The following is a 16,987-nucleotide window of genomic DNA, read 5'->3' on the forward strand; positions in this document are numbered from 1 at the left end:
GGTCCGTTAGCGCCGGTGACCTGGACAAAGCATATCGATTGTGGTCCAGGCCACAAGGCCCGGGCGAGCGAAAGGGGCCGCGGGACTCCCGAGCCGGTGGTGACGATGCATTTCGGTCGACGTCGCCGCTGGTGCGGTCCGGGCGGGCACGCCGCCCGGACCGCGTCGTCGGTGAACATGTTGCAATTTGGTCGGTCGATGTTGTGTCAATGCTTCCCAACGATGGTGTTCCAGTGGTTTATTTGGCACAAGACTTACGACTAGAAGACTTCGTATCGAGGAGTGGGGCCTTGTCAACTACTAAGACGACCACCAAGCCGATCCCAAATCTCCCGCCGGGGTTTGATTTCACCGATCCTGACATCCACGCGGAGCGACTGCCGGTGGAAGAACTGGCCGAGCTGCGACGCACCGCGCCGATCTGGTGGAACGAACAGCCCAACGGCTGCGGCGGGTTCGACGACGGCGGCTTCTGGGTCGTCTCCAAGCACAAGGACGTCAAAGAGGTTTCCCGGCGCAGCGACGTGTTCTCCAGCCTGGAGAACACCGCCCTGCCCCGCTACAAAGACGGCACGGTGCAACAGCAGCGCGAGACAGGCAAATTCGTGCTGCTCAACATGGACGCCCCGCAGCACACCCACCTGCGCAAGATCATCTCGCGAGGCTTCACGCCCCGCGCGGTCGAGCGCCTGCGCGATGACCTCAGGGCACGGGCCCGCCAGATCGTCGAGGCCGCCGCGGCCGAGGGCGCCGGAGACTTCGTCGAACAGGTGTCCTGTGAGCTTCCGCTGCAGGCGATTGCGGGTCTGCTCGGTGTGCTGCAGGAAGACCGCATGAAGCTATTCCACTGGTCGAACGAGATGGTGGGTGATCAGGATCCCGAGTTCGCCCGTAACGATGCGATGGGCGCCTCGATCGAACTGATCACTTACGCCATGCAATTGGCCGCCGACCGGGCCCAGAACCCGGGTGAAGACATCGTCACCAAACTGATCGAGGCCGACGTCGACGGCCACAAGCTCTCCGACGACGAATTCGGCTTTTTCGTGATCCTGCTGTCGGTCGCCGGGAACGAGACCACCCGCAACTCCATCACCCAGGGAATGATGGCTTTCACCGACTTCCCCGACCAGTGGGAGCTGTACAAGCGGGAGCGTCCGGTCACCACCGCCGACGAGATCGTCCGCTGGGCCACTCCGGTCACGTCCTTCCAGCGCACCGCCCTGGAGGACTACGAGCTGTCCGGGGTGCAGATCAAGAAGGGTCAGCGCGTCGTAATGGTTTATCGCTCAGCCAATTTCGACGAGGAAGTGTTCGAGGACCCGTTCTCCTTCAACATCCTGCGCGATCCCAATCCCCATGTGGGATTTGGCGGTACGGGTGCGCATTACTGCATCGGAGCCAACTTGGCGCGGATGACGATCGACCTGATGTTCAACGCCATCGCCGACGTGATGCCGGACATGAAATCGGTCGGCCAGCCCGAGCGATTGCGGTCGGGCTGGCTCAACGGAATCAAGCATTGGCAGGTGGATTACAACACCAACGCGTCCGGGGGAAGCCCGGTCACGCACTGAGACTCGATTCGACGGGGTAGACCATGCCGACACATCAAGCCATCCAAATGCATTCCCCCGGTGGGCCTTTGGAGCTGGCAGAGGTTGAGACCACACCTCCCGGTCGTGACGAGGTGCGGCTGACGGTTACCGCTTGCGGCGTGTGCGGCACCGACCGCGCGTTCGCCAACGGCGGCTTCCCGAATATGACGTGGCCGCTGACCCTCGGGCATGAAATCGCTGGAACCATCGCCGAACTCGGTGACGGCGTCGAGGGCTTCGCAGTGGGTGACCGAGTCGCCGTCGGCTGGTTCGGCGGGAACTGCAACCGCTGCGACTCCTGCCGTAGGGGCATCTTCATTCATTGCGCGAACATCAAGGTCCCAAGCTGGCAGTACCCCGGCGGCTATGCGCAATCGGCGACGGTACCGGCCAATGCCCTGGCCCGGATTCTTTCCGAGCTTTCGGACGTGGAGGCCGCGCCGATGGGCTGCGCCGGCGTCACGACCTACAACGCCCTGCGCCACACCAAGGCGTTGCCGGGTGATCGAGTCGCGGTTCTCGGTGTCGGTGGACTCGGACACCTCGGGGTGCAGTTCGCCCGGGCGATGGGCTTCGAGACCATCGCGATCGCGCGCGGCACCGGAAAGGAAGCCGACGCGCGGAAACTGGGCGCCCATCACTACATCGACTCCACTAGCGGCGACGTCGCTCAGGCGTTGCGGGCCCTGGGCGGTGTCACGGTCGCGTTGTGCACTGCCGGAAACTCGGCGGCGATGGCCGAGACGGTCGGCGGGTTGCTGCCGCAGGGCGAGTTGATCACCATCGGCGTGACCACGGAGCCGCTGCCGATCAGCCCGGTACAGCTGATCACGCCGGGGATCAGCATTGTCGGCCACCCCTCCGGCACCTCGAAAGATGTCGAAGACACAATGCAATTCGCGGTGCTGTCCGGTGTGCGGGCATGGATCGAGGAGTTGCCGCTGGCGCAGGCCGCCGAGGGTTACGCCGCGATGGAGCAGGGTCGAGCGCACTATCGCACCGTTTTGACGATGTGAATACTGTCGGTCTGTGACCGACTTGTGGACTCTCGACGCCGCTGACGGCGAACTGCTTCTTCGTACCGGCGTCAAGGGCCGGGCCGCGCGGATGGGCCATCGCCTCACGATCGCGATGACGCGCTGGCGGGCGTCCGTGCGCTGGGCGGACACCGATCCGGTCGCGGCCGAACTGACGGTCGAGGTGGACTCGCTCGGCGTGCTCGCCAGCCAGGGTGGCGTCAAGGGCCTGTCAGGTCCCGAGAAAGCGCTGGTGCGCTCGAACGCGTTGAACTCGCTGGGCGCCGCCCGCTTTCCCGAAATTCGCTTCACCGCGGACGTGATCGAGGAAACCGAGACCGGCTACCGGCTGACCGGCACCCTCGAGATCCGCGGAAAACAGCGCGAGCACGTAATCGACTTGCATACACAAGATCTCGGTGATTCCTGGCGAATGTCGGCCGAATCGACGGTTCGCCAGTCCGACTACGGCATCAAGCCATACTCGCTGTTGGTGGGCTCGGTGCAGGTCGCCGACGATGTGACGCTGTCTTTCTCCGCGGTTCACGCCAAGGACGAGTGAACGCCACGGGCAGTACTCGTCGGCGCGTGTATCCTCGGTGAAGGATTCATTACCACCGCTAAGTATCTCGCCGAAAGAGGGCAAAATGCCTCGCACAGAGAATGATTCGTGGGACCTGGCAACCAGTGTCGGAGCGACGGCCACCATGGTCGCCGCCGGCCGAGCCGTTGCCAGCAAGGGCGCTAACCCGCTGATCGACGATCCGTTTGCCGAACCGCTGGTGCGGGCCGTGGGAATCGAATTCCTCGCGCGATGGGCTAACGGGGAGATCGACGCGGCCGACATCGACGGCGCCGACGACGGCTGGGGTTTGCAGCGGATGGCCGACCTGATGGGTGTTCGGACACCCTACTTCGATGCGTTTTTCCGGGATGCGATGGACGCGGGTATCCGCCAGGCCGTCATCCTGGCGTCGGGCCTGGACGCGCGTGCCTACCGGTTGTCCTGGCCGGCCGGGGCCACGGTATTTGAGATCGACCAGCCCGAGGTGCTCGAGTTCAAGAACTCCACGCTGGCCGATCTCGATGCGCGGCCGACCGCCGAGCTCCGTGTGGTGCCGATCGACCTGCGACATGATTGGCCAACGGCATTGCGAGAAAAGGGTTTTGATCCTACCCAGCCCAGTGCGTGGATCGCCGAGGGGTTGTTGGCGTTCTTGCCTGCGGATGCCCAAGATCGCCTGCTGGACAACATCACTGCCCTGAGCACGCCCGGAAGTCGGCTTGCGGCCGAAATTTTCGGCGCCCGTCCGGACGAAAACGCTGAGCAAGCGAAGGACATGGTTGCCGTCGCCGGTGACCGGTGGCGCGAACACGGATTCGATGTGGAACTCGCCGACTTGCGCTATGACGTCGAGCGCAACGACGTTGCCGCATACCTGGATCGCCACGGCTGGCGGACGGAAGTCCGGACCCTGAATGAATTGTTCGCCGCCAACGGCCTGGCCGAAGTGCCTGCGGTCGCAGGCAATCCCGCCTCCGACGCCTACTACTGCACCGCGATCAAGCAGCCCTAGGGCTGCGGCGGTGCGGCCGGTGCTGTCGGATCACCGGTGTCGCCGGGGATATGCTCGAGCACCCTCGTCAAGTACGGTTGCGGGCCGCTGGGATCGGACTGCTGCTCAGCCGGCGCGCCCTCCTCCGGTGTGCCGGGTCGCGAAACGGGTTCACCGGTGGCGGCCCACCGCGGTGCGGGTTGCTCGGTCGCCGGCGGCGCAACCGCCGAAGCCCCGGCTTCGGCAACCTGTGGCGTCTGCGCGTGCTCGACGTGCTTGCTTGCGGCGTGTCCGGCATCGGGAGCAAGCTGCATGCCGACGGCAATCGCCAGTGACGAGACAAAGGTGACGGTGCCGGCGGCCAATGCGGTCACCGCGCCCGCATAGGACAAGTGCCCGGGCCGCCGTGGCGCGGTGGTCGGCGCGGGTTCGGCGGTCTGAGGGATCAGTTGCTCATCGGTGAACTCGGTGCTGCGCGCGGCGGCCAGTGCCGCGCCGCGCGCGACGGTCACCTGGGCCATCGTCTGCGCGAAGACCGGCACCGGCAAAGCCTTTTCGAGCCGCCAGGAAAATCCGTCGATGTCGCTGTCCGCGCCGACGACGACCACGCCGCCCGGACGCCATCCGCTGCGCTCGAACATTCCGGTCAGCCAGGATCGCAGCCCGTCGAAGCCACCGCTGATGTGCTTGACGACGGTCTGGGTGTCGCCGTCATGCGTGTCGACCATGGCGACCGTCGCCCACTCGTGTTCGAGAACGCAGACCGCCGTCTGCTCGTATCCGATGACGGGCGCGATCGCGCGCGCCAGGGTCTCGACAGCCTCGAGCAACCGGACCGGCACCACGTTGTCGAACCCGGCGTCGGTCAGCGCCTCCAACAGCAGTGCTGCCTGGGCGGCGGCCTCGTCGTTCCAGGTCACCCCGATGACGCGCAGATGGTGATCGCTGGCATTGGCCTGCGCGTCTACCCGCAGGACTTCTTGTGCCACCTGCTCTGCGGTACTGACGGCGGGTACGCCGTCCTCGGCGTAAAGCGCCGATTCCTGGTGGTCCAGGATGGTGCCGTCTGCGCCGTGTCCCTCAGCGAGGACCCACCCGAAGGCGGTCGGCGTCAGTGATAGCCCTAGTACCGTTTGCAAAATTTGCACCTCAATCGGCCCGGACTCCGAGGCCCTGCCGCACCACCACGCGCAAAAAATCCGCGGTGCGGTGATCGTGAGGGCCGGAACGGACCGGGGTTAGCGTTCGGTCTCCATCGGCTTGCTCCGACAGAGCCTACGCGGTCGTCACGGGTTCGGCTGCACCGATCTGAGATCTGGGAAAAATTGGGTAGTGCCCGACATCGGCGACGGACTCCAACTAATTGTCGACCGTGTCAAGGCGTGCGACCGCGGCTCACCGGCGGTGGTCCCGCGGCGTACCACTCATCAATGCACTAACCGTCGGGCCGATTGCTCAGCGACGCAGGCCGTGTCGAAATCGGTCGGCCGCCGCTAATTTACAACGTTTGTAGCCTATGTTGTCGCATGCCACTCCCCTGCCGCATCGATTTTGGAGCAGGCCGTCTAGCTGGTGTTTTACTCGGTGAGAGTGCCGGATGGGGGCGAGCAAGCGGGCGCGAGGTTTCCCGATCAGTTATCGCACTCGGACTACTTTTGGCGATAACCGAAACAAAACCGGGATGACAACGCGCCCCAATCGACATTTCAGCTATTCACGCGGTAAATTCTGCGGGGGCACCACGCGACGACATACGACCGACAAGGGGCGCAGGTATGACAGACGTGAGCAAGAAGATCCGGGCCTGGGGGCGCCGGCTTTTGGTCGGTGCGGCAGTGGCTGGGGCCCTGCCGGGTCTGATCGGTCTTGCCGGCGGAGCGGCCACCGCGAGTGCTTTCTCGCGGCCTGGGCTGCCCGTCGAATACCTCCAAGTGCCGTCGGCGGGGATGGGCCGCAGCATCAAGGTCCAGTTCCAGAGCGGTGGCAGCGGCTCACCCGCGGTGTATCTGCTCGACGGATTGCGGGCCCAAGACGACTACAACGGCTGGGACATCAACACCCCCGCCTTCGAGTGGTACTACAAGTCCGGCCTGTCGATCGTGATGCCGGTCGGTGGCCAGTCCAGCTTCTACACCGATTGGTACCGGCCCGCGTGCGGTAAGTCCGGCTGCTCGACGTACAAATGGGAGACGTTCCTGACCAGCGAGCTGCCCGGATACCTGTCGTCGGAGAAGGGCGTCAAGGCGAACGGTAGCGCGGCGGTCGGGATTTCGATGGCCGGTGCATCGGCGATGAACCTGGCGATCTACCACCCCGCACAGTTCGTTTACGCCGGTTCGCTGTCCGGCTACCTCAGCCCGTCCACCGGGCAGAGCTGGATAGGCCTGGCGATGGGCGACGCCGGCGGCTACAAGAAGGAAGACATGTGGGGGCCGGATAGCGACCCCGCCTGGCAGCGCAATGACCCGCTGGTCAACGTCGGTCAACTCGTCGCCAACAACACCCGGCTCTGGGTCTACTGCGGTAACGGGACCCCGAACGAACTCGGTGGTGCCAACTTGCCGGCTACCTTCCTGGAGAGCAACTTCATGATCGGCGTCAACAAGAAGTTCCAGGACGCCTACAACGCAGCGGGCGGCCACAATGCCGTGTTCAACTTCCCCAACTACGGAACCCACAGCTGGGAGTACTGGGGCGCGCAGCTCAACGCGATGAAGGGTGATCTGCAGACCACCTTGGGCGCGACCCCAGGCGGCGGCGGATAAGCCCCTTCGTTTCAGATGTGGCTCCTGCGCTTGACGACCATCGTCAGGCGCAGTAGTGCGTTGAGGGCGCTGGTGACCGCGTTGCCGGCCGCCACGCTGCTGGCGACGCCGGCACGAGCCGACGCCAGCGCGCTGACCGACCTCGTCGATGCGGCCGCACAACGCTTGCAGGTCGCCGAGGCGGTGGCCGCCTACAAGTGGATTGCGCATGCCGCGGTCGAGGATCCGGACCGCGTCCAGCAGCAACTCGCCAAGTTGAGCGACGACGCCGCCAACGAACACATCGACCCGACCTACGTCACGCGGGTGTTCGGGGACCAGATCACTGCCACTGAAGCCATCGAGCACAGCCGATTCGCGGAATGGAAACTCAACCCGTCGAGCGCGCCCGCCGGCGCGCCCGACCTATCGTTATCACGGTCGACGATCGACGGCCTCAACCAGACGATGCTGACCCAGATCGTGGTTCACTGGGACCTCCTGCACTCCCCGGCGTGTGCCCCGCAGCTCGACGCCGCGAGGGCCGCCGTGACCCATGCTCGCCTGCTAGACAGGCTCTATCAGCAGGCCCTGGCGCTGGCCACGCAGTCTTATTGCACTTAACTATCGGGCCGTCGTTGCCGTGTGACGTGCCAATTTCATTGCCATAGAAATGCCATAGGCTTCTTATCTCGCGAATCAATCAAATCGGTAACGCTTTGTACACACATGCCGAACTGCTTGACATGAGAAACTTGGGGAAGCCTCTCGTGAAGTACGCCGTGGCCGGCGTTTTCATCGCGGCGACGCTAGGTCCGGCGACCGCCGAGGCCGGCGCGGCGCCCACACCCAACTGGGACGCAATCGCGCAATGCGAATCCGGCGGCAACTGGCACGCCAACACCGGAAACGGCGCCTACGGCGGACTGCAATTCAAGCCCGCCACGTGGGCAAGTTACGGCGGTGTCGGCAATCCTGCCGCAAACTCTCGCGAGCAGCAAATCGCGGTCGCTAACCGGCTTTTCGCTGACCAGGGTGTGGAGCCCTGGCCGAAGTGTGGCGCTGCGTCCGGCCTCCCGATCGGGTGGTACTCGCACCCCGCGCAGGGCATCAAGGAGATCATCAACGGCCTGATCCAGGCGGCCGTCCCGCACTGATGACCAAATCGAGCGGGCCTAGGTTCACGCCCCGGCATGTGCTTGGATCGGCCAATGGAAGGTTCGGCGACAGTACATATCGCGGCACCCGCGGACAAGATCTGGAATCTGATTTCGGACGTCCGCAACACCGGTAAGTTTTCGCCGGAGGTCTTCGAAGCCGAGTGGCTGGGTGATTCGACGGGCCCGGCCCTCGGTGCCAAATTCCGTGGTCATGTTAAGAGAAACGAAATCGGACCGGTTTATTGGACCGTCTGCGAGGTGACCGCGTGCGAACCCGGCCGTGAATTCGGCTTTGCAGTTCTCCTCGGTGACCGGCCGGTCAACAACTGGCACTACCGATTGGCGCCGTCGGGCGCCGGCACGGATGTGACCGAGTCGTTCCGGCTCAGTCCCGCGCCGTGGCTCGGGGTCTACTGGCTGTTTGGCGGCTTCCTGCGCAAGCGCCGCAATGTCCGTGATATGACCAGGACGCTGAACCGCATCAAAGATGTGGTCGAGGCGGGCTGACCAGGAAGGCTTGTATGCCAAGCGTGGCGAAGTCGGTCTTCATCACCGGCGCGGGCAGTGGGATGGGTCGTGAAGGAGTCCGCCTCTTCCACGCCAACGGGTGGCGGGTCGGCGCCGTGGACCGCGACGCCGACGGCCTGACGGCGCTTGGCCAGGAACTTGGCGACGAACGGCTGTGGACCCGCCCCGTCGACGTGACGGTTAAGACGGATCTCGACGGAGCCCTGGCCGACTTTTGCGCCGACAATGCCGGCGGCGGGCTGGACATGATGTGGAACAACGCCGGGATCGGTGAATCCGGCTGGTTCGAGGACGTGCCCTACGAGGCCACGATGCGCGTCGTCGAGGTGAACTACAAGGCGGTGCTGACCGGCGCTTACGGCGCACTGCCCTATCTGAAGAAGACTCCCGGCAGCCTGATGTTCTCGACGTCGTCGTCGTCGGCCACCTACGGGATGCCGCGCATCGCGGTCTATTCCTCGACCAAGCATGCGGTCAAGGGACTGACCGAAGCGTTGAGCGTGGAATGGGAGCGCCACGGTGTGCGGGTCGCCGACGTGCTGCCCGGTCTGATCGACACCGCCATCCTCACCACGACGCCCAACCACTCCGCCGACGGCGGGGCGCCGATCACCGCCGATGAGCTGCGGGCCACCGCGCCGAAGAAGGGCCTGATGCGGCTGATGCCGGCGGCCAGTGTGGCCGAGGCCGCGTGGGCGGCCTACCACCACCCCAAGCGGCTGCACTGGTACGTGCCGAAGAGCATTCGCCTGATCGATCTGCTCAAGGGCCTGAGCCCCGAGTTTGTCCGAGGCCGCATCGCCAAGTCGCTGCCCGGGCTGATGCCGAAGCGGCAGTAAGGAGCCGAAGTGGTGCAGTACAGACTGGTCGCGGTCGGGTGTGTGCTGGCCGCGAGTGTGGCGGGTTGCGCGGAGCCCCAGACCACGCCGCGTGCCGCCGCGCACCTGAGCATCGGCGGTGCCACCCATGTGGCACGTCCGCCGGCGTGCAGCCAGGTGCAGTCCTACCGGACGATCGACATCCCCGACCGCGACGGCCAGGTCGAAGCGGTGGTGCTGTTCAGCGCTTCTCGGGTCATCCCGCAATGGGTGAAGATCCGCAACGTCGACGGATTCACCGGAAGCTTCTGGCAGGGCGGGGTAGGTGACGCTCGCGTCGATCTGACCAACAGCGCCTACACGATCACCGGCAGTGCCTACGGGATCAACAGCAGCAACCCCAACAAGGTCATCACCACCGACTTCAAGATCACCGCCGAGTGCTGAACACTTCCCGCTTGACGCGGGCATCCGGCATACGCTTTTCGTGACGACCACCTGTCGGCCCCAGGGAGGCCCTGTGAAACAGCGATTGCACTGGCTGGCGATGCACGGGTTCATCCGGGGCGTCGCAACCATCGGGCTCCGCCGCGGTGACATGCAGGCCAGGCTGATCGCCGATCCGAGAGTGGCGGCCGACCCGGTTTCCTTCTGCGACGAACTGCACGCGCTGGGCCCCATGGTGAAAAGCCGCGTCGGCTATCTGGCCGTCGACCATGGCCTGATCCACAACCTGCTGCGGTCCGACGACTTCCGGGTGCTGGTGCTGGGATCGAATCTGCCGGCGCCGGTGCGATGGCTGGAGCGCCGCGCCCGCGACGATCTGCTGCATCCGCTGCGCGAACCTTCGTTGCTGGCCACCGAGCCGCCCGACCACACCCGCTACCGCAAGACGGTTTCGGCCGTGTTCACGTCGCGAGCGGTCGCCGCGCTCCGCGACCGTGTGGAGGAAACCGCGGCCAACCTGCTGGACGAGCTGGCCAGCGAGCCCGGCGTGGTAGACGTCGTCGGCCGCTACTGCTCGCAGCTTCCGGTCGCCATCATCAGCGATATCTTGGGTGTGCCCGAGCGAGACCGGCCGCGCGTCTTGGAGTTCGGCGAACTGGCCGCCCCGAGTCTGGACGTCGGATTGCCGTGGCGCCAGTACCGCAGGGTGCAGCAAGGGATCGCCGGGTTCAACGCGTGGCTCGTCGACCACCTGCGGCAACTCCGGCGCTCGCCCGGTGACGATTTGATGAGTCAACTGATTCAGACTGCCGAAAGCGGTTCTGCCGACACTCATCTGGACGAAACCGAACTCACCGCAATCGCCGCGCTGGTATTGGCCGCCGGTTTCGAGACCACAGTGAACCTGTTGGGAAACGGGATCCGCATGCTGCTCGACACGCCCGAACATCTCCAGACGCTGCGCGAGCGTCCCGAGCTATGGCCTAACGCCGTCGAAGAGATCCTGCGGCTGGACTCGCCGGTACAACTCACCGTCCGGAAGGCCGTCAACGACGTCGAGCTGGTTGGCCGACAGGTCAACCGCGGCGACGTGGTGCTGCTCTACCTGGCCGCCGCCAACCGGGATCCGTCGGTGTTCGAGGATCCGCATCGCTTCGACATCGAACGTCCGAACGCGGGCAGGCATCTCGCCTTCTCCGGAGGTCGGCACTTCTGCCTCGGCGCCGCACTCGCGCGCGCCGAGGGCGAGGTCGGGCTGCGGGCCTTCTTCGACCGCTTCCCCGACGTGCGGGCGGCCGGTGCCGGCACGCGTCGGGACACCCGGGTACTGCGGGGCTGGTCTAGCCTGCCGGTCGCGCTGGGGCGGGCGCGATCGATGGCTCCGCTCGACGTCTAGGCAGACAGGTACCCGCTGAACCAGTCCAACAGTCGCCGCCAGGCATCGGCGGCAGCCGTCGCGTTGTAGCGAGGGCCGGTGTCGTTGAAGAACGCGTGGTCGGCGCCTGGTTCCACCACCAGCTCGTTGATCAGCCCAAACCGGTCGAGTGCGGCCTTGGCGGTCGCTTGCGAGCCGGTGACCCTGCTGTCCAAGGCGCCGTAGATGCCGAGCACCGCCGCCTTGGACCCGGCGAAGTCGGGGTTGGGCGGCAACGGACCGTAAAACGGCACCGCGGCCGAGACCCCGAGCGCGCCGGCGGTGAGCAGTTGCCACACCAGTCCCCCGCCGAAGCAGAAGCCGACCACCCCGACCTTCTGCCCCGGTGCGCGCAGGGTCAATTCCGCGATGCCGGAGTTGATGTCGTGGGTGAACTGGTCCGGCGCGATAGCGCCGAGCGCGGCGGTCGCCTCCGCCGGGTCGTGAAAGACGGCGGTCCCGCCTTTCTCCGAGAGCAGGTCGATGGCGAGCGCCGAAAACCCGGCCCCGGCCAGCCGGCCGGCGACCGATCGCACCCAGTCGTTGAGCCCCTTGTTCTCGTGAATCACCAACACGGCACCCTTGGCGTCGGCCGCCTGGGCCCACGCGCCTTGCAGCGGACCCGCTGACCCGTTCCACGAGATCGACTGCGTGGGCAGGACATGCGCCATACCGGGTGGTTGTGCTGGGCCAGTTGAGGTTTCGGGAACTAGCCGGGGTTGGGGCGCCTCCGACTGTTCCTGCGCCGTGGAGCAGGCGGCGAGCAGCGCGGATGCCGCCGCACTCCCCAATCCGAGCAGAGCCAGCCGCCGCATCGCTTCGCGTCTGGGCAGCAGGCCATCGATGTGGTCGATCGCGATCTCGTCGGCGATATAGCGCTGCAGGGGGTTCACCGTCGCGATATCCGCCTGCGGCGGCGTGGTTGACACCCGTGCGGCGAGCGAGTTTATTTGCCGGTATGACAGAAGTTTCTATGATCGCGGTCGAGGATGTCGTACTCGGGTTGTGGCAGGCGCTTTCGCGGCGGGATTGGGATGCGGTCAAGACGTTCTTGGCCGACGACTGCCTCTACGTCGACATGCCGGTTCCCGCGGTGTCGGCGCGTGGTCCGGAAGACATCGTGAAACGGCTCAAGATGGGACTCGAGCACCTGGCGGGATACGAGAACCATGACGGCGTGCTGCTATCCAACGGCACCGACGTGATGTACGAACATTCCGAAACTTGGACGTTCAGCTCCGGTGAACGGGGAGTGTTGCGATTCGTCACGGTACATAAGGTCGCCGACGGCAAGATCACGGTCTGGAAGGACTACTGGGACATGAACAGCCTGGTCAGCTTCGCGCCGCCGAACCACTTCGAGGCGCTGGCGTCCGCCGATACGTCCTGGGTTTTCGATGCCACAGGTCTGATCTAGCCGCGGTTTCATTCGCTCACGAATAGGTTATGCGGTTAGTCATTACTCGTGAGTATCATCTAGCGCGTTGCAGCGCATCTCGGTTATGATCTGTACCGGCCGATCGGGTCTGAATGCGGCGGTGGGCGCCAGGGCGTTCTCGAAACGTCGTCGATCCCCCGGCGCCGTCCAGCATCCGTGGACGTGGTGGTCGATCAATGCCACTTCGCCGATGTGGTGGGAGAGCGCGGACGCGGCAACCACCGCTAGAGGCTCCACGCCATCCGGAACTTGTCCGCCAGCTGTTCGGGGCCGAGGTCGCCGTAGCACTCGTGCTCCAGGCGCCGGACCGCGACAACCATGTCAACCGCGGGATCGCCCAGAATAGAACGCATCAGCTTCGAATTATCCAGTGCTGCAATTACTTCGGACTGATCAGCGGCCAGGCATACGATGCCGGCAGCGTCGCGGTCCGCGTCGGAAAGCTTGGCCGGGTCGATCGTGGTTTCGGGTGGCAGCACCGCCTCGTGAATATTGCCGTCCAGGGCCAGCCCGAGAATCGCGGCGGAGGCGAGGTAGGGGTTCGCCGACGGATCGACAACTTTAACCTCGACATTGGCGCCGTACACCGCGCCGGGACTGCCCTTGACGAATCGCACTGCGGCTTCCCGGTTCTCGGTGCCCCATCAGGCGTATGCTCCCGCCCAGTTGCCCGGGCGCATCCGCAAACCGGATACGATGGATCCGCACAGAATGCCCTGGGCTTCCGGCAATCCGCGCAACACCCCGGCGACCGCTGCCTCCCCCGCCGCGCCGTTCCCGCCGGAAAAGATCGGCTCACCGGGAATGCTCATCGAGAAGTGCTGATGGGCACCGCATCCCACGCCGTCGGCGAACGGCGTCGGCGAACGGCGCCGGGGACAGGCTGACGCGCAGCCCGTGGCGGCGAGCGGTCCGGGCGATGATGATTCGGGTCAGAACCAGCTGGTCCGCGGCGGGGACCGGTGTCAGCGGCGCCAGCGAGATCTCGAACTGGTTGGCACCGTACTCGGCGTGGAACTGCTCGATCCTGACACCGGCCGTTGTGGCGGCGACGGTCACGTCGCGAACAAATCCTTCGTACTCGAGGACCCCGGCCAGGCCATACTGCGCCCACAACGTCGACGGCAATCGGCCACCGTCGGCATCGACGAGCACGAATTCGATTTCGTGACCGACGGACGCGCTCATCTCGATGCCGGGCGAGCCGAGCAGTGTTTCGAGCCGGCTCAGTGTTCCCCGGGCGCACGCAGGAACCGGCACGCCGTCCTGCTCGTAGAACGCGGCGGGCGCCCAGGCCAGCCCGTCGCCTATGATGCGCAGCGCGGACAGGTCGACGCGGATCCGCTGGTCGCCGATTACGTTGACATCGTCGGTGAACGCGATGCCCGTTTGGTCGATGGCGAAGGCGTGCCACGACGGGCTGGCACCCAGTCCCGGATCGGCGAATGTACTGAGGTGCCGGATCGGCACCGTCTTGGCCAACATGAGGCCGGCGGGATTCACGACGGTGCCGATGACCGTGTCGACGCCCCCGGCTTCCAGTTGGGCGATCGTCGCCGCGGGCAGCGGCGCGGGTCTCATGGCGGCGTGCGCGCGGCGGTTACGCCCGGCTGGGCAGGGTCAGCATGCAGGTCTGGCCGATGTCGAGGGTCCGCAACATTCGTCCCATGCCGACCCACAGCGCGCAGGACATGGCGAGGTCGGCGAGTAACTCTTCGGAGAAGTGCTCGTTGGCCCGGCTCCAGAAGTCTTCGTCGTCGCGCAACTTGGTGTGCTCGGTGCCGAACCGGTGCGCGAACTCGGCCGCCAGCCGCTCCTGCTCACTGAATCCGGGCCAGGTGCGCCACTCCAACGCGTGCTCGTAGAGCTCTTCGTCGACGCCCGAGGCCGGCCCGTCGGCGTCGCGGGTGTTCATGCACACGGTGCATTCGTTGTCGTGGGCGATCACGGCGCGGGCGATCTCGCGGGTGCGCATCGGCAGCCGGTTCTTGGTGTACACAGCCTGGCTGAAGTTGGCGATCGCGCCGCCGAGATCCGGAGACTTGGCGGCCCAGCTGTAGATGTCGTCGTCAGCGAACGTTCCGATTCGGCTCATGGCGTGATGGTACGCCCGAGGTCCCGATTTTTGGAACACGTTCTAATGCCGGCCCGCGGCGGCGGCCTCCAGCCGGCCGATGCCGGGGGTGTCGTCGTGCCAATCGCGTTGGGCCAGAACGCGGTGGGCGATGTGCTGCAGCGCGATTTCGACTTCGCCGCGGTCCGGACGGCCCTGATAGCTGGGTGACCGGGAGAGCTTGTCGACGATCCAGCCCAGCAGCAACGAATAGACGTAGTCGACCTGCTCGGCCCCGGACGGGGTCAGCCACATCTGGTCGCCGTCGCGCCGCACATAGCCGCCCGCGACCAGGCGCCCGAAGGTGGGTTCGAGCACCTCGAACGGGATCCGCATCGAGTCGCCGATATCGCTGAGCCGGGCCGTCCCGTACATCTGCCCGAAGCGGTAGATACGCATCACGCCCCACAGCCCGGCCACGTCGAGGCGACAGTCGGGCCGCATCGCGATGCTGCGTAACCGAACCCCGGGGATCGCCGCGAAACATGCGTGCAATCGCGTTCTCCAACAGCCGTTCCGGGGTGTCGGTGGTTGGCATGCCGAATCCATCGCCGAGATCGACTGCGCTGTTGTGGATGTCGCGCAGTGGAATCTCACGCAGGAACAATGCGAGCACAAACCCGAGCAGGGCGACCGGCGCGGCCCAGAAGAGCACCTCGCTCAGCGACTCGGAATAGGCCGCCACGATCGGGGCGGCGACCTCATGTGGTTGGCGATGCAGGGCCCCCGGCGAGCTGACGGCCTCGGGCGGTGCGCCGCTGGCGGCCAGGGCCGCGGGCATCCGGCCGTCGAGGAAGTTCGAAAACAGTGAACCGAATATCGCCGCCCCGAACGAGCTGCCGATGGTGCGGAAGAACGTCACACCCGAGGTGGCGACGCCGAGATCCTCGAAATTCGACGTGTTCTGCACGATAAGGACCAGCACTTGCATCGACAATCCGATGCCGGCACCCAGGACGACCAGGTAGATGGATTGAATCAGCGCCGAGGTGGACGGTGTCATCCGTGACATCAGCAGAAACGCCACCGCCATCAGCGCGGTGCCGGTGACCGGAAAGACCTTGTAGCGGCCGGTCTTGCCGACCAGCGTGCCGCTGCCGGTCGAGGTGATCAGCATCCCGATCACCATCGGCAGCGTGCGCAGCCCCGACGTCGTCGCCGAGACGCCGTTGACGTACTGCATATAAGTGGGCAGAAACGTCATCGCGCCCAACATCGCGAAGCCGACCACGAACGACAACACACAGCAGACCGTGAACACCGGGCTGGCGAATAGCCGGGTCGGCAGGATCGGCTGCGGGACACGGCTTTCGACCCAGACAAACCCGGTCAGAGCCGCGGCGGCACCGACGAACAACCCGACGATCGTCGCCGAAGCCCACGGGTAGAGGGTGCCGCCCCAGCTGGTCGCCAGGGTCAGGCCGGCGGCACCCAGGCCGACCAACATGATTCCGCCGTAGTCGATGACGGGCTTGCTCGCCGACGCCAGCGCCGGAATCGCAGCCGCCGCAACGAAGATGACCAGCACCGAGATCGGCACATTCACCCAGAACGCCCACCGCCAGGTCAGGTAGTCGGTGAAGTAGCCGCCCAGCAGCGGGCCGACGACCGTCGTGACCCCGAAGACCGCGCCCAGGATGCCTTGGTAGCGGCCACGTTCGCGCAACGGGACAACCTCACCGATCAAGGCGCTGGCCGTGACGGTGATCCCGCCGCCACCGATGCCCTGCAGCGCTCGCGATCCGACCAGCATGGCCATCGACTGGGACAGCCCGCACGACACCGACCCGATGACGAAGAACACGATGGCGGCCTGGAAAACACTCTTGCGGCCGAATAGGTCGCCGAGCTTGCCGACCAGCACGGTCACGATCGTCGACGCCAGCAGGTAACTGGTGACGACCCAGGATTGTCGCCCAGGTCGGCGACGATGGTCGGCAGCGCGGTCGCGACGATGGTCTGGTCCAGTGCCGCGAGCAGCATTCCCAGCACGATGGCGACGAAGATCAGGTTCCGCCGTTGCGGGGTGATCAGCGCGCCGCTGGTTGCCGGATCCCCGGCAATGGGATTGAGTTGGGTGGCCGCGCCGGACGCTGCTCTCGGGCTCGTCATGCCTGCCTTTCCCGTCGGCGTTCGATGCTAACGGGTACCCAGG

Annotated in this window: 15 protein-coding genes and 3 pseudogenes; 12 read left to right on the forward strand and 6 right to left on the reverse strand. The window is 65.5% G+C overall.

Going from position 1 to position 16,987, the window contains the following annotated elements; translation table 11 throughout:
• The first annotated feature begins 290 nt into the window (after nucleotides 1–290).
• From G6N54_RS03290 to G6N54_RS03305, 4 genes are all read left to right on the forward strand, one after another.
• Complete coding sequence (locus G6N54_RS03290; protein WP_163788563.1) at nucleotides 291–1,577, forward strand: cytochrome P450; 1,287 nt, start codon at nucleotides 291–293, stop codon at nucleotides 1,575–1,577.
• Between the two features lie 23 nt (nucleotides 1,578–1,600).
• The gene (locus tag G6N54_RS03295; RefSeq protein ID WP_163788564.1) at nucleotides 1,601–2,614 is read left to right on the forward strand and encodes an alcohol dehydrogenase catalytic domain-containing protein; all 1,014 of its coding nucleotides are present in this window, start codon (nucleotides 1,601–1,603) and stop codon (nucleotides 2,612–2,614) included.
• Between the two features lie 22 nt (nucleotides 2,615–2,636).
• The gene (locus tag G6N54_RS03300; RefSeq protein ID WP_276056626.1) at nucleotides 2,637–3,176 is read left to right on the forward strand and encodes a YceI family protein; all 540 of its coding nucleotides are present in this window, start codon (nucleotides 2,637–2,639) and stop codon (nucleotides 3,174–3,176) included.
• 85 nt (nucleotides 3,177–3,261) lie between these two features.
• Nucleotides 3,262–4,191 carry an SAM-dependent methyltransferase gene (locus G6N54_RS03305; RefSeq protein WP_163788566.1) on the forward strand — a complete coding sequence of 310 codons (930 nt, stop codon included), beginning with the start codon at nucleotides 3,262–3,264 and terminating at the stop codon, nucleotides 4,189–4,191.
• Here G6N54_RS03305 and G6N54_RS03310 read toward each other — a convergent pair.
• Nucleotides 4,188–5,309, reverse strand: a complete 1,122-nt coding sequence (locus tag G6N54_RS03310) for a DUF7159 family protein (RefSeq protein ID WP_163788567.1) — start codon at nucleotides 5,307–5,309, stop codon at nucleotides 4,188–4,190. The genes G6N54_RS03305 and G6N54_RS03310 overlap by 4 nt on opposite strands.
• A gap of 636 nt (nucleotides 5,310–5,945) precedes the next feature.
• On the opposite strand from G6N54_RS03310, the gene G6N54_RS03315 reads away from it, so the two are divergent.
• The 7 genes from G6N54_RS03315 to G6N54_RS03345 all read left to right on the forward strand — a co-directional run bounded on the left by G6N54_RS03315 (nucleotide 5,946) and on the right by G6N54_RS03345 (nucleotide 11,263).
• Nucleotides 5,946–6,935, forward strand: coding sequence for an esterase family protein (locus tag G6N54_RS03315; protein ID WP_163788568.1), 990 nt, complete (start codon nucleotides 5,946–5,948; stop codon nucleotides 6,933–6,935).
• Between the two features lie 15 nt (nucleotides 6,936–6,950).
• Nucleotides 6,951–7,538, forward strand: a complete 588-nt coding sequence (locus tag G6N54_RS03320) for a chorismate mutase (protein WP_163788569.1) — start codon at nucleotides 6,951–6,953, stop codon at nucleotides 7,536–7,538.
• Between the two features lie 122 nt (nucleotides 7,539–7,660).
• Nucleotides 7,661–8,071 (forward strand): resuscitation-promoting factor RpfC, encoded by a 411-nt coding sequence (rpfC, locus tag G6N54_RS03325; RefSeq protein ID WP_197939570.1) that lies wholly within the window; start codon nucleotides 7,661–7,663, stop codon nucleotides 8,069–8,071.
• A 36-nt stretch (nucleotides 8,072–8,107) separates the two neighbouring features.
• Nucleotides 8,108–8,581: an SRPBCC family protein gene (locus tag G6N54_RS03330; protein WP_163788571.1), complete on the forward strand. Its 474-nt coding sequence runs from the start codon at nucleotides 8,108–8,110 to the stop codon at nucleotides 8,579–8,581.
• Nucleotides 8,582–8,595: 14 nt separating this feature from the next.
• Entirely contained in the window at nucleotides 8,596–9,441 is an 846-nt protein-coding gene (locus G6N54_RS03335; protein WP_163788572.1) for an SDR family oxidoreductase, read from the forward strand.
• Between the two features lie 12 nt (nucleotides 9,442–9,453).
• Nucleotides 9,454–9,867 (forward strand): lipoprotein LpqH, encoded by a 414-nt coding sequence (locus tag G6N54_RS03340; RefSeq protein WP_163794478.1) that lies wholly within the window; start codon nucleotides 9,454–9,456, stop codon nucleotides 9,865–9,867.
• 73 nt (nucleotides 9,868–9,940) lie between these two features.
• On the forward strand, nucleotides 9,941–11,263 hold the full coding sequence (locus G6N54_RS03345; RefSeq protein ID WP_163788573.1) for a cytochrome P450: 1,323 nt from the start codon (nucleotides 9,941–9,943) through the stop codon (nucleotides 11,261–11,263).
• Here the strand turns inward: G6N54_RS03345 and G6N54_RS03350 are convergent.
• Nucleotides 11,260–12,174: a dienelactone hydrolase family protein gene (locus tag G6N54_RS03350; RefSeq protein ID WP_163794480.1), complete on the reverse strand. Its 915-nt coding sequence runs from the start codon at nucleotides 12,172–12,174 to the stop codon at nucleotides 11,260–11,262. The genes G6N54_RS03345 and G6N54_RS03350 overlap by 4 nt on opposite strands.
• Nucleotides 12,175–12,254: 80 nt before the next feature.
• On the opposite strand from G6N54_RS03350, the gene G6N54_RS03355 reads away from it, so the two are divergent.
• The gene (locus G6N54_RS03355; protein ID WP_163794482.1) at nucleotides 12,255–12,698 is read left to right on the forward strand and encodes a nuclear transport factor 2 family protein; all 444 of its coding nucleotides are present in this window, start codon (nucleotides 12,255–12,257) and stop codon (nucleotides 12,696–12,698) included.
• Between the two features lie 129 nt (nucleotides 12,699–12,827).
• Here G6N54_RS03355 and G6N54_RS30170 read toward each other — a convergent pair.
• The 4 genes and pseudogenes from G6N54_RS30170 to G6N54_RS03375 all read right to left on the reverse strand — a co-directional run.
• Nucleotides 12,828–12,956: pseudogene (locus G6N54_RS30170) on the reverse strand (amidohydrolase family protein); the annotation flags it as partial.
• Nucleotides 12,944–14,300, reverse strand: a pseudogene (locus tag G6N54_RS03365) (glutamine synthetase family protein). The pseudogenes G6N54_RS03365 and G6N54_RS30170, both read right to left, overlap by 13 nt.
• A 19-nt stretch (nucleotides 14,301–14,319) precedes the next feature.
• Entirely contained in the window at nucleotides 14,320–14,814 is a 495-nt protein-coding gene (locus G6N54_RS03370; RefSeq protein ID WP_163788574.1) for a carboxymuconolactone decarboxylase family protein, read from the reverse strand.
• Between the two features lie 42 nt (nucleotides 14,815–14,856).
• A pseudogene (locus tag G6N54_RS03375) lies at nucleotides 14,857–16,944 on the reverse strand (MDR family MFS transporter).
• Between the last annotated feature and the right edge of the window lie 43 nt (nucleotides 16,945–16,987).

Origin of the sequence: Mycobacterium stomatepiae (assembly GCF_010731715.1) — a bacterium.
In the GTDB taxonomy this organism is placed as follows: domain Bacteria; phylum Actinomycetota; class Actinomycetes; order Mycobacteriales; family Mycobacteriaceae; genus Mycobacterium; species Mycobacterium stomatepiae.